Annotated in this window: 16 protein-coding genes; 7 read left to right on the forward strand and 9 right to left on the reverse strand. The window is 68.5% G+C overall.

Going from position 1 to position 11,918, the window contains the following annotated elements; genetic code table 11:
- Window positions 1–11: 11 nt before the first annotated feature.
- Window positions 12–155, reverse strand: a complete 144-nt coding sequence (locus V6M51_RS15105) for a hypothetical protein (RefSeq protein WP_332768454.1) — start codon at window positions 153–155, stop codon at window positions 12–14.
- 237 nt (window positions 156–392) lie between these two features.
- Here V6M51_RS15105 and V6M51_RS15110 point away from each other — a divergent pair, with 237 nt between their 5' ends.
- Window positions 393–1,091 (forward strand): Crp/Fnr family transcriptional regulator, encoded by a 699-nt coding sequence (locus tag V6M51_RS15110; RefSeq protein ID WP_332768455.1) that lies wholly within the window; start codon window positions 393–395, stop codon window positions 1,089–1,091.
- On the opposite strand, the gene V6M51_RS15115 is transcribed toward V6M51_RS15110, so the two are convergent.
- Both V6M51_RS15115 and V6M51_RS15120 read right to left on the reverse strand, forming a co-directional pair.
- Window positions 1,088–1,582 (reverse strand): recombinase family protein, encoded by a 495-nt coding sequence (locus V6M51_RS15115; protein WP_332768457.1) that lies wholly within the window; start codon window positions 1,580–1,582, stop codon window positions 1,088–1,090. The two genes, V6M51_RS15110 and V6M51_RS15115, sit on opposite strands and share 4 nt — an antisense overlap.
- 155 nt (window positions 1,583–1,737) lie before the next feature.
- On the reverse strand, window positions 1,738–2,271 hold the full coding sequence (locus V6M51_RS15120) for a GNAT family N-acetyltransferase (protein WP_332768459.1): 534 nt from the start codon (window positions 2,269–2,271) through the stop codon (window positions 1,738–1,740).
- A gap of 38 nt (window positions 2,272–2,309) precedes the next feature.
- On the opposite strand from V6M51_RS15120, the gene V6M51_RS15125 reads away from it, so the two are divergent.
- From V6M51_RS15125 to dxs, 5 genes are all read left to right on the forward strand, one after another.
- A complete protein-coding gene (locus V6M51_RS15125) occupies window positions 2,310–3,236 on the forward strand; it encodes a histone deacetylase family protein (protein WP_332768461.1) in 927 nt (308 codons plus the stop codon).
- A gap of 48 nt (window positions 3,237–3,284) precedes the next feature.
- Window positions 3,285–3,902, forward strand: coding sequence for a histidine phosphatase family protein (locus V6M51_RS15130; RefSeq protein ID WP_332768462.1), 618 nt, complete (start codon window positions 3,285–3,287; stop codon window positions 3,900–3,902).
- A gap of 64 nt (window positions 3,903–3,966) precedes the next feature.
- On the forward strand, window positions 3,967–4,209 hold the full coding sequence (locus V6M51_RS15135; RefSeq protein WP_305676560.1) for an exodeoxyribonuclease VII small subunit: 243 nt from the start codon (window positions 3,967–3,969) through the stop codon (window positions 4,207–4,209).
- A 1-nt stretch (window position 4,210) separates the two neighbouring features.
- A complete protein-coding gene (locus tag V6M51_RS15140) occupies window positions 4,211–5,089 on the forward strand; it encodes a polyprenyl synthetase family protein (protein WP_332768464.1) in 879 nt (292 codons plus the stop codon).
- A gap of 26 nt (window positions 5,090–5,115) precedes the next feature.
- Window positions 5,116–7,032 (forward strand): 1-deoxy-D-xylulose-5-phosphate synthase, encoded by a 1,917-nt coding sequence (gene dxs / locus V6M51_RS15145; protein WP_332768466.1) that lies wholly within the window; start codon window positions 5,116–5,118, stop codon window positions 7,030–7,032.
- Here dxs and V6M51_RS15150 read toward each other — a convergent pair whose 3' ends face one another.
- From V6M51_RS15150 to flgF, 6 genes are read right to left on the reverse strand one after another with little or no spacing between them, the layout of a single operon-like run.
- Window positions 7,033–7,479 carry a hypothetical protein gene (locus V6M51_RS15150; RefSeq protein WP_332768468.1) on the reverse strand — a complete coding sequence of 149 codons (447 nt, stop codon included), beginning with the start codon at window positions 7,477–7,479 and terminating at the stop codon, window positions 7,033–7,035. It abuts the gene before it with no gap.
- Between the two features lie 33 nt (window positions 7,480–7,512).
- Window positions 7,513–7,992 (reverse strand): hypothetical protein, encoded by a 480-nt coding sequence (locus V6M51_RS15155; protein ID WP_332768470.1) that lies wholly within the window; start codon window positions 7,990–7,992, stop codon window positions 7,513–7,515.
- A 59-nt stretch (window positions 7,993–8,051) separates the two neighbouring features.
- Entirely contained in the window at window positions 8,052–8,783 is a 732-nt protein-coding gene (gene flgH / locus V6M51_RS15160; RefSeq protein ID WP_332768472.1) for a flagellar basal body L-ring protein FlgH, read from the reverse strand.
- A 14-nt stretch (window positions 8,784–8,797) separates the two neighbouring features.
- Window positions 8,798–9,541 carry a flagellar basal body P-ring formation chaperone FlgA gene (gene flgA, locus V6M51_RS15165; RefSeq protein ID WP_332768473.1) on the reverse strand — a complete coding sequence of 248 codons (744 nt, stop codon included), beginning with the start codon at window positions 9,539–9,541 and terminating at the stop codon, window positions 8,798–8,800.
- Window positions 9,542–9,543: 2 nt separating this feature from the next.
- Window positions 9,544–10,332, reverse strand: a complete 789-nt coding sequence (gene flgG, locus V6M51_RS15170; protein WP_332768475.1) for a flagellar basal-body rod protein FlgG — start codon at window positions 10,330–10,332, stop codon at window positions 9,544–9,546.
- Window positions 10,333–10,346: 14 nt separating this feature from the next.
- Complete coding sequence (gene flgF / locus V6M51_RS15175; protein WP_305676568.1) at window positions 10,347–11,081, reverse strand: flagellar basal-body rod protein FlgF; 735 nt, start codon at window positions 11,079–11,081, stop codon at window positions 10,347–10,349.
- A gap of 220 nt (window positions 11,082–11,301) precedes the next feature.
- Here flgF and V6M51_RS15180 point away from each other — a divergent pair, with 220 nt between their 5' ends.
- Window positions 11,302–11,895 carry a flagellar basal body-associated FliL family protein gene (locus V6M51_RS15180; protein ID WP_332768478.1) on the forward strand — a complete coding sequence of 198 codons (594 nt, stop codon included), beginning with the start codon at window positions 11,302–11,304 and terminating at the stop codon, window positions 11,893–11,895.
- Window positions 11,896–11,918 lie beyond the last annotated feature (23 nt).

Raw genomic sequence — 11,918 nt, forward strand, 5'->3', positions numbered from 1 at the left:
ACCGAGCCGCTTCAGCCCCCGCCGTCGGGCGCCGCGGCGTCCAACAGCCACAGCAGGCGGTGCAAGGTCTCCACGGCCGCCTCGGTCGTCATTGAGAACGCGATCGAGCCAGGGCCGATGAATACGATCCTGGCGCGGGCCCGTTCGATATCCAAGGGCGCGTCGACAGGAGCGGCAGGCTCCAGTTCGCACTGGCCTATGAATTCAACTGCGCCGCATCAAAGCCTGAGAACCTGTGTTTATGTCGAAATAATACATTGGATTTCCGGGTCCAGAAATAAGAACCTGAATTCTGTCATCAAGTTTCGATTTCGGGCGAATGAGCTTTGAGATCGTGCGGATCGGCCGCATGACGTCTGTGCGGGGCGCGCTCCTGCCAGACGGGAGACCCGGTGCAACTGCTCAATTTCTTCCTGTCCGCCTTGCGACCGGATGATCTGGCGGCCTTGAGTCCTGGTCTTGCCGAGGTGAGCCTCAGTCCCGGACAGGTGCTTTTCGAACCGGGCGACGCCGTCGATTCGATCTACTTCCCCGGAAGCGCCTGCGTTTCGCTGGTCACCGTGCTGAGCGACGGCAAGGCGGTCGAGACCTCGACCGTGGGCCGCGAGAGCGCCGTCGGCCTGATGGACGCCATCACCGATCAGCCAGCCCGCGGAAGGGTTTTCGTCCAGGTGGGAGGCAGCGCGATGCGGGCGTCGTCGTCGACCTATCGGGCCCGACTGCGGGAGAGTCCCGCCCTGCTCAAGCTGACCCTGCTGCATGCGCGGGCCAACGCCCTGCAGGCCGAGCAGGGTGTGGCCTGCAACGTCGCCCACGACGTCCACGGCCGGCTTGCCCGGTGGCTGCTGATGACCCAGGACCGCGTGGGCGCCGACACCTTTCCCCTGACCCAGGAATATATGGCGGTGATGACCGGGGTTCAGCGCAGCACGGTCAGCATCATGGCCAGCGCGCTGAAGAAGGCCGGCGTGATCGACTATGCGCGCGGGACGGTCAGGATACTCGACCGCACGACGCTGCTGCGTCACGCCTGCGAGTGCTATTCCATCGTGGGGCAGCAGTTCAACGACCTGCGAACGACCCCGACCTAGGCCGGCATCTCGCGCAGCTTGCGCCAGACGGTCATGCGCGAAACGCCCAGGCGCCGCGCGATCTCCACCGGCCCGACGCCGGCGGCCTGCAGGGCGCGGATGTCGTCGGCGGGGGCGCCGCGGCGGCGGCGGTCGATCCAGGGCGGCTCCACCGAGGCCACGGCCTGAAGCGCCGCGCGCAGGGCCCGGCCGCCTTCGCCCTCGGAGGAGATGCTGGACTCGACCACGAACAGGTGGGCGCCGCGGTCCTCGAGCCGGCCAAGGACTTCGAGCAGTCCGCGGCTGGAGGGCGCCAGGTGGTTTAGGCGGGTGACCACCAGCTGGTCGCCCGCGCCGATGAAGTCGAGGATCGACGCCAGCACCGCGGAGTCGTCGGCCATCGGGCCAGTCGGCTCCTCGGCCCGGACCACATGGCACCCCAGTTCCTTCAGTACCGCCGTGTCATCCGACGACCGCGCGTCGCGCAGCCGTACATACCCGATTTTCAACATCCCACCGTCGCCCGTGTCAGCTCTGCGATGATTAAGCCGAAGGTCGCAAACCCGGTCCCCGGCGTCAAAGACAGCTATGTTAAATCGAAGCAATATTTCTTCATCCGCCAGGGTTTGGTGAGAAATTCTGGCAAGTTCGAGGCGCGCCGGTGTGCCTAGGAGGCCGAACCATGCGCGGGCCGGCGCAGGATGAATTCACGATCGGTGGTCGAACCGACCTGGAAGCCGTATTCACCGGCCCGGGCGAAACCGTGCCGCTCGTAGAATCGCTGCGCGCCGTGGTTCTCCGACCAGACCCCGATCCATAGGTCGCGCGGTCCGTCGGCCAACAGCCAGTCGATGGCCTGCGCGAACAGCCGACGTCCGGTCCCGCCGTTCTGCCAGGGCTTGAGCAGATAGAGGCGCTTCAGCTCGCCGCAGGCGGGGGTGACCTCGGGGTGGGGTAGGCCGCAGGGGCCGACCAAAGCATGGCCCACGACCTCGCCGTCGACCTCGACCAGCCAGGTGGCCTTGGCGGGATCGGCCAGGTCGGCGCGGGCCCGCTCCACGTCGTAGACCTCGGTGAGGAAGGCGGCCAGTTCGTGGGCCGGATAGAGGTGGCCGAAGGTCTCGCTGAAGGTGCGGGCGCCGATGGCCGCGACAATCTCGGCCTCGTCGGGACGGGCGCGGCGGATTATGGGTTCCTGCATGCTGCTCGCTGCGATCTGCGGGGAAGGATGAGTCGTCTATGACCGTTGGGCTCTACACCCATCTCGACATGCTCGACCACCGTCCGGGCGAGGGCCACTATGAGCGGCCCGAGCGGTTGAGCGCGGTGGTCGACGCCCTGGACGACGCCAGCGACCTTCGCCTCGATCGCCGCGAGGCTCCGCTGGTGGAGGCCGCCGACCTCGCCCGGGTGCACCTGGCCGACTATGTGGACGCCATCGTCGCCTCCGCGCCCGTCACGGGGCGACTGATGCTGGACGGCGACACCTTCATGTCCCCCGGCAGCCTGGCGGCGGCGCGACGCGCGGCCGGCGCGGTGGCCAGCACCGTGCGCGACGTGGCCGCCGGCGACCTGCAGCGCGCCTTCTGCGCCGTGCGCCCGCCCGGCCATCACGCCGAGCCGCACCTGCCGATGGGTTTCTGCATCTTCTCCAATGTCGCGGTGGCCGCCCGCGTGGCCCAGGCCGCGGGCTTGAAGCGCGTGGCGGTGGTCGATTTCGACGTCCACCACGGCAACGGCACCCAGGCCGCGCTGGGCGGGGTGGACGACACGTTCTTCGTCTCCGTCCAGCAATGGCCCATGTGGCCCGGCACCGGCCACCCTTCGGAAACCGTCCCGGACAATATCCGCAACGCCGTGGTCCCGCCGGGCGCCTCGCGGGAGGCCTGGCGCCAGCAGTTCGAGGGGCTGATGAGCCATGTGGACGCCTTCGCGCCGGACCTGATTCTGGTCTCCGCCGGCTTCGACGCCCACGCCCGCGACCCGATCGGCGATTCGACGCAGAACCTGGAAGCCGAGGATTTCGATTGGGCCACCAGGGCCATAATCTCGGTCGCCAACGCCCACGCGAAAGGCCGGGTTGTGTCCTCGCTCGAGGGCGGCTACGACCTTGAGGCTCTGGGCCGCTCTGCGCTCGCGCATGTTCGTGCCCTGTCTTTGGGGTGAAGGGCGGAGCCGGGTCGCGCATTGCGCGGACAGGGGCTTTCAGATGACATGGCCGACGCTTTGACCGCCGACCCCCGATCCCTGTCCGCGAAACGTCCCGGCGCCATCATCCTGGCCCGCCACGGCGAACCCGCCCTGTCGCGCGACGTGGTCCTGACCGCCGTCGGCTACCGCGAATTCTGGGCCAAGTACGAGGCGGGCGGCCTGCGTCCCGGCCAGGCTCCGCCGGCGGCGTTGATGGACCAGATCGCCGCGGCCGGGGCGGTGATCTCCTCGGTGCGCACCCGCTCGGTCGAGAGCGCCGTCGCCCTCTGCCGCGGTCGCGACTTCGTCCGCGACGAGATGTTCGTCGAGGCCCCGCTGCCGCCGCCCAACTGGCCGGGCTTCGTCAAGCTGGCCCCCAGGACCTGGGGCTTCCTCGCGCGGTTCTGGTGGTGGTTCTTCGATCACCATGAGGGCGGCGAGACTCGTCGCCAGGCTGAGGCCCGCGCCGATCAGGCCGCCTCGCGGATCGAGGCCCTGGCCGCCGACGGCCGCGACGTGGTGGTCCTGGCCCACGGCTTCTTCAACTTCATGGTCGGCCGCGCCCTGCGCCGGCGAGGCTGGAAGATGACCGCAAACCAGGGCTGGAAATACTGGTCGACACGGCGCTACGAGCGGCCCTGAGATCATCGCCGTTGCGGGGTTCCTCCGCCCTTACTAGGTTGCAGAGTTCCTCAAGGGATTTGGAATGGCCGAAGCCGCCGACATCGATGGGCTATCGTTCGAGCAGGCGCTCGCCGAGCTGGAGCGGATCGTCGGCCAGCTGGAGTCCGGCCAGGCGCCGCTCGAGGAGTCGGTGAAGCTCTACGAACGCGGCGCGGCCCTGAAGGCCCATTGCGAGAAGCGGCTGGAGGCCGCGCGCCTGCAGGTCGAGAAGATCGTGGTGGGCGCGGGCGGTCAGGCGAGCGTCGAACCGGCCGAGTTCAACTAGGATGTCCCTGGCCCAACGCGTGGCCGAGGCGGCGGATCTCGTCACCGTGGCGTTGGACGAGCTGCTGCCCCGCGCCGACGGCCCGGAATCGCGGCTGACCGAGGCCATGCGCTATGCGGCGCTCGGGCCCGGCAAGCGGCTGCGCACCTATTTCGCCATCGAGACCGGCAAGATGTTCGACCTGGCCGACCGGCCGGTGCTGCGCGCGGCCTGCGCCCTGGAATGCGTCCAGGCCTACAGCCTGATCCATGACGACCTGCCGGCCATGGACGACGACGACGTGCGCCGCGGCCGGCCGACCGTGCACAAGGCCTATGACGAGGCCACCGCCATCCTGGCCGGCGACGCCCTGCAAACCGTCGCCTTCGAGATCCTGGCCCATCCCGACACCCACAAGGACGGCAATGTCCGCGCCGAGATGGTTCTGAAGCTGGCCCAGGCGGCGGGCGCGCGCGGCATGTGCGGCGGTCAGATGATCGACATGCTGGGGGTGCGCGATGACCTGGGGGCGGTCGCGCGCATGCAGCGGCTGAAGACCGGCGCCCTGATCGCCGTGGCCTTCGAGCTGCCGCTGATCATGGCCCATTCCGGAGACGGCGAACGCCACGCCCTGATGGCCTTCGCCCAGGATCTGGGCCTGGCCTACCAGATCGTCGACGATCTGCTGGACGCCGAGGGCGAGAGCGCCACCCTGGGCAAGAAAGCCGGCAAGGACGCGGCCATGGGCAAGGCCAACTACGTGACCCTGCTGGGCGCCGAGGCGGCCCGCGAACGGCTGACCCTGTTGGCGGAACAGACGAAAGCGCACCTCGACCCCTTCGGTCCGCGGGCCGAATTCCTGCGGGCCAGCGTGGATTTCGTGCTAGAGCGCCGGAACTGATTTCATTGCAGCGTCTCCTGTAAAACATGCCGCCAGTCACGCCTCTGCTCGACAAGGTCCAGTTCCCCAAGGACACTCGCGGGTTCAACGCGGCCGAGCTTCGGCAGCTCGCGGACGAGCTGCGCGCCGAGATGATCGACGCCGTCTCCCAGACCGGCGGCCACTTCGGCGCGGGCCTGGGGGTGGTCGAGCTGACCGTCGCCCTGCACCACGTTTATGAGACCCCGGAAGACATCCTGATCTGGGATGTCGGCCACCAGGCCTATCCGCACAAGATTCTCACCGGCCGCCGCGACCGCATCCGCACCCTGCGCCAGGGCGGGGGGCTGTCGGGCTTCACCCGGCGCAGCGAGAGCGAGTACGACCCGTTTGGCGCGGCCCACGCGGCCACCTCCATCTCCGCGGCCCTGGGCTTTTGCGCGGCCCGCGACGCGCACGGCAAGCACAACAGCGTCGTGGCCGTGATCGGCGACGGCTCGATGAGCGCGGGCATGGCCTATGAGGCCATGAACAACGCCTGCGAGACCACCGGCCAGCTGACCGTCATCCTCAACGACAACGACATGTCGATCGCCCCGCCGGTGGGCGGGATGAGCGCCTACCTGGCCCGCGTGGTTTCGGGCGGCGGCTACCAGTCGCTGCGCAACCTGGGCAAATCGGTGGCCAAGGTGCTGCCGCGCCCCATGCGCGAGGCCGCCCGCAAGGCCGAGGAATACGCCCGCGGCATGGTCACCGGCGGCACCCTGTTCGAGGAGCTGGGCTTCTACTATGTCGGTCCTATCGACGGGCACGACCTGGACGCCCTGGTGCCGATTCTCAAGAACGTGCGTGAAATCAAGGACAAGCCCGTGCTGGTCCACGTGGTGACCCAGAAGGGCAAGGGCTACGCCCCGGCCGAGAGCGCCGACGACAAGCTGCACGCCGTGGTCAAGTTCGACGTGGTCACCGGCCTGCAGGCCAAGGCTGTCCCGGTCGCGCCGCACTACACCAAGGTCTTCGCCCAGGAGCTGATCAAGCAGGCCGAGCGCGACGACAAGATCGTGGCCATCACCGCGGCCATGGATTCCGGCACGGGCCTGGACCTGTTCGCCAAGCGCTTCCCCGAGCGCACCTTCGACGTGGGCATCGCCGAGCAGCATGCGGTGACCTTCGCCGCGGGCCTCGCCGCCGACGGCATGAAGCCGTTCTGCGCCATCTATTCGACCTTCCTGCAGCGCGGTTACGACCAGGTGGTCCACGACGTGGCTATCCAGCGCCTTCCGGTGCGCTTCGCCATGGACCGAGCGGGCCTGGTCGGCGCTGACGGCGCCACCCATGCCGGCTCCTTCGACATCGGCTTCATGGGCGCGCTGCCCGGCATGATCCTGATGGCCGCCGCCGACGAGGTCGAGCTGGCCCGCATGGTCGCCACCGCCGCGGTCATCGACGACCGGCCGAGCGCCTTCCGCTATCCGCGCGGCGAGGGTCTGGGCCTGACCCTGCCCGAGATCGCGGAGCCCCTGGAGATCGGCAAGGGCCGCATCGTGCGCGAGGGCACGGCGGTCGCCATCATCTCCTTCGGCGCCCGCCTGGCCGAGAGCCTCAAGGCCGCTGACCTGCTGGCCGCGCGCGGCCTGTCGGCCACGGTCTGCGACGCCCGCTTCGCCAAGCCCCTGGATATCGAACTGATCCTGCGCCTCGCCCGCGAGCACGAGGCCCTGATCACGGTCGAGGAAGGCGCCATGGGCGGCTTCGGCGCCTTCGTGCTGCAGGCCCTGGCCGAGCACGGGGCCCTGGATCGCGGCCTCAAGGTCCGCACCCTGAACCTGCCCGACATCTTCCAGGATCACGACAAGCCCGACGCCATGTACGCCGAGGCCGGCCTCGACGCCGAGGGCATCGTCCGCGGCGCGCTGGCGGCTTTGGGCGTCGACAACGTCTCCGCCGCGGGCCGGCGGGCCTAGCTACTTGCAGGCGCCGAAGAACTTGCGCACCGCCCCCTTGGGCGCGGGCGGCGGGCTGACCGACTCACCCAACGCGGTCACCGTGACCAGACCGGTCTTCCTGAACGCCGCCGCCACGGGCGCGAGTGTCGAGAACTCGGCGCCTGCCAGGGCGCCGTCACGCAGGGGCTCGGCCCTGCCACGCAAGGTGACGGCTGCGGCCTCCGAGGCGACGGTCACGCTAGCGGGCTGGGGCGAGTTCACCGGCTTGTGGATCACCACGCCCAGCTCCACCTGACCGGACTTGCGAACGCAGGTGAAGGCCAGCGGTTGGTCGTCGCTCTGTAGCGTGCCGTAGCGCAGCCAGGCGTCAGCCTCCTTCGGCGTATCGACGCTCCAGACGCGGGTGTCCTGGGCCTGGGCGGCGGTGGCTGTGAGGGCGGAGATCAGGATCGTCGCGAGCTTCATCCAGCGAAGCTAGCACCGCGTCCGGGGCCGCATCTAGGCGGCGCGGCAGGTGGCGAGGAAGTTGCGGACCACCTGCCGCTCGCCGGTGCGAACCGGCAGCTTGGCGGTGGAGCCGTCGCCGCGGATCGAGAGGTCGCCGGTCCTGGCGAAATTGGCCAGGGTGGGGTTGGTGGCCGGGGTCTGAGCCTCGATCAGCGCCTCGCCCTCGGCCATGGCCGGGACGATCTGGCCGGGCAGGCGGGTGGTGCGGTCGTTCGACTTGAGCTCGATGGCGTGGGCCGGGCGGTTCTCCGGCGCGGCCACGGTGACCATGACCTCGCCCGAGCGCGCCTGGCAGGTCATCATCAGCAGCAGGTTGTCGCTGTCGGGTTCGCCGAAGGCCAGCTTCGCGCCCTCACCCTCGGCGTGGTTCAGCGACCAGGCCATGGCCGGCGCGGTCGGCGACCCGGCCTGCTGCGCGCAGGCGGCCAGTAGGCAGAAAAGTCCCAGTCCGGCGATCGTACGGCGACGCATGACGACGCTCCCTTTGCAGAGGGAACGTCGCCCCGGACCGAAACGATCCGTTTTAAGGGTCAGAACGGGGTGAAGCGCTCCACCAGCGACTGGCCGGCGGGGGTCTTCTGGACGCGGCTGATGTCGCCGCGGCCGCCATAGCTGATCCGGGCTTCGGCGATCTGGGAGTGGCGGATGGTGTTGGCCGAGGTGATGTCCTCGGGCCGCACGATCCCGGCGACGGTGAGCTGGCGCAGCTCAGCGTTGGTGCGCACCTCCTGGGTGCCCTGGATCACCATGTTCCCGTTGGGCAGGACATTGGTCACCACCGCGGCCACCGTCAGGGAGATCTTCTCCGAGCGGGTCACCGCCCCGGTCCCCTGGTTGTTGGTGGTGGAATTGGTGTTGATGGCGTTGGCCGGATCGAAGCCGCCCGGCAGGAACCGGCCGAGGCTCGATTCCAGGCCCAGGAGATTGTCCACTCCGGCGCTCATGCCCGAGGTCCGCGAGCTGTTGCTGGCGTTGGAGGTCTGGGCCGAGTCGTTGATGTCGATCTGGACGGTCAGGATGTCGCCCACGCGGTTGGCCCGCTGGTCGATGAAGAACGCGCGGGCCCCCGTGCGCCACAGGGAATTGGCCGAGGCCGCCTGGGGCATGGGCTGGGTGGCCGAGACGAAGGTGGGCTGCTCGCGCCCGACCAGTTGGGACGGATAGCCGACCGGGGCCAGCTCGGGGCCTTTCACGGCCTCCACCACGGTGGAGCAGGCGGCCAGCGGAGCCAGGGCGATGAGGGCGAGGACGGGGAAGCGCATGGGATGTCTTCTCACTAACGAAGCGCGATCTGGGTGCGGCGGGCGGAGCGAAGCTGGTCGGCGCCAGGGCCGACGAGGGCCTGGCCGGGCCCGCTGGCTACGGCCTGGATCAGCTTCTTGGAGGTGGTGTTCTGGACGCTCAGGGCCTCGCCCCGGCTGGCGGCGGTCATCGCCTTGCCCTGCAGGGCGAGCGAGACGCCGTCGTTCTCGTAGAGCACGGTGATCAACTCGCCGGCCTTGATCACCTGCGGCGCCGAGACGTCGCGGGCGGAGACCGCCGCCCCGGCCCGCAGGGGGCGCTTGGCGGCCAGGCCGATGATCGCCTCGGCGTCGCTGGGCGCGTCGTTGGGGGCCGCGGCGGCCTTGCCCCAGACCAGGTCCTGCGGCTGGACGATCTCGCCGGCCGAGAGGCTGCGGGCATAGGTCAGGACCTCGACATTGCTTCGCATGGCCGACGCGGTCGCGCCCGGGGCGCCGCCACGGACCACGATGCGGCGGATGCCCTCGGCGTTGGCCCAGGCCAGGCCGTTGCGCCGCGCCAGGCCTTGCACCGCGCCGGCGTCCAGCACCGTGGAGGCGCCGGGCTTGGCCGCGACCTGGACCTTGCCGGCCGCGCCGGCGCCTTCGAACAGGTCGCCCAGGGTGACCATGCCGTCGTCGTCCAGGACCTCGGCCCGCAAGGTGACGCTGGTGGCGGCCAGCACCGGGCCGGCGATCAGCCAGGCGGCGGAAGCGGAGATGAGCAGGGCGCGGGTCATGATCAGGACCGGATGTTGCTGGCGGTGCGCAGCATCTCGTCGGCCGAGGTGATGACCTTGGAGTTCATCTCATAGGCCCGCTGGGCGACGATCAGGGCGGTGATCTCGCTCACCGCGTCGACATTGGAGGCCTCGGTATAGCCCTGGCTGAGCGTGCCGATGCCGTCATTGCCCGGCGTGCCGGTGGTGGCCGCGCCCGAGGCGGCGGTCTCCAGCAGCAGGTTGTCGCCGATGGCGTCCAGGCCGCCCTCGTTGACGAAGGTCGCCAACTCGATATTGCCGATCACCTCGGGCGAGGTCTGGCCGGCGCGGATCGCCTGGACCTGGCCGCTCTTGGAGATCGAGATGTCGGTGGCGTCGCCGGGGATCGTGATCGCCGGCTGGATCAGGTAGCCGTCCTCGGTGACCAGCTGGCCCTGGTCGTTGGTCGAGAGGTTGCCGGCGCGGGTGTAGGCGGTCTCGCCCGCCGGCATCAACACCTGGAAATAGCCGCGGCCGGAGATGGCGATGTCGAGCTTGTTGCCCGTGGCGGTCATCGTGCCCTGCTCGGTGATCCGGTAGACCGAACCGGCCTTGACGCCGCCGCCGACCTGCACGCCGGTGGGCACGATATTGCCCTGGTCGGACGACTGGGCGCCGGCCCGCTCCAGCGTCTGGTAGAGTAGGTCCTGGAACTCCGCGCGCTGCTTCTTGAAGCCCACGGTGTTCATGTTGGCGATGTTGTTGGAGATGACCTCAACATTCAGCTGTTGGGCGGCCATGCCGGTGGCGGCGGTGCGAAGCGCTTGCATCGACTAGACTTTCTTTAGTTCAGCTTGCCCATCCGCTCGATCGAGCGGCGGGAGAGTTCAGCATTGGCGTCCATCATCTTGGCCATCGACTCATAGGCCCGGGTGACCTCGATCATCCGGGTGATCTCGGTGATCGGCTTGACGTTCGAGCCCTCCAGCATGCCCTGACGGACGCGGGCGTCCGGAGCGGCCTGGGGCTGGTCGTTGGAGGTGTTGCGGTAGAGGTTGTCGCCAACCTTCTCGAGCACCGAGAGCTGGTCGAAGCGGGCCACGCCCACCTTGCCGACGATCTCCTCGCCCTGGCTGACCGTGCCGTCGGGGGCGATGGTGACAGCCCCCTTCTTCGGATCGATCACCAGTTCGCCGCCATCGCCCAGCACGGCCAGGCCGTCCTGGGTGACCAGCTTGCCGGCCTCGTCCAGGCGGAAGCGGCCGTCGCGGGTATATTGCTCGCCCTCGGCGGTGGAGACCTTGAAGAACCCGTCGCCCTCGACGCCGAGATCGAAGGTCCCGCCGGTCATCCGCAGGGTCCCCTGGCGGAAGTCGCGACCCACGCCGCGGTCCAGCACGAACTTCACGGGACGGGGACCTTGGGCGGTCACCGCCGGCGACATGGGCTCGGTCTCCACCAGCAGGCTCTCGACCTTGAAACCGGTGGTGTCGGCGTTGGCGATATTGTTGGCCACGATGTCCATTTCGCGGCGCAGCGTCATCTGTCGCGATAGTCCGACGTAGAGGGCGTTATCCATCGAAAGCGGGCCTTAACCTGCGTCACTTTTCCCAGCCATTTCGCTGCAAACTTCGGGCCAACCCGAAAGCTAAGTAATTTCAATGAGAAACAAAGTTAACGCGGGCCGATCGGCGGATTCTGCCGGGCAGGATTCGTGGGGCGTTAACACCGGTTAAAAACCGATCCTTAACCATGGTCGGGCGATGAGACGGGGATAAGATTCTAAGGAGCGCGCACGCGTGGCCAAGGACAAGGTCAAGGAAGCCCCCGAAGGGGACGTCGCCGAAGGCGAAGATGGCGAGGGCGCGCCTGCCAAGAAGAAGATCCCGCTTAAGCTCCTGATCATCGGCGGCGTGGCCGCGGTGCTGGTCCTGGGCGGCGGCGGGACCGCCGGATTCATGCTGCTCAAGCCCAAGCCCGACGAGGCTCACGGCGAGAAGAAGGGCGGACACGAAAAGAAGAAGGAAAAGAAGGGCGAGAAGAAGGAAGGCGAGAAGCTCGCGGGCGAGGTCCGCGAAGGACCTGACGGCATCCTGTTCTACACCATGCCCAATGTGGTGGTGAACATGCAGACCGCCGACGGCCGCGCCACCTTCCTGAAGCTGAAGCTCACCCTGGAAGTGCCTGACCAGGAGACGGTCGACCTGTTGGAGCCGAACATGCCCAGGCTGCAGGACATGTTCCAGACCTTCCTGCGCGAGTTGCGTCCCGAGGACCTGCAGGGGTCCCAGGGCTCCTACCAGCTGCGCATGGAGATCCAGCGCCGGGTGAACCTGGTCATCGCGCCGTCGAAGGTGAACGCGGTCCTGATCGAGGAGATGCTGATCAACTAGGCCCCGCAGGCCTGGTCGACGCG

It is taken from the genome of Phenylobacterium sp. (genome assembly GCF_036677185.1).
In the GTDB taxonomy this organism is placed as follows: domain Bacteria; phylum Pseudomonadota; class Alphaproteobacteria; order Caulobacterales; family Caulobacteraceae; genus Phenylobacterium.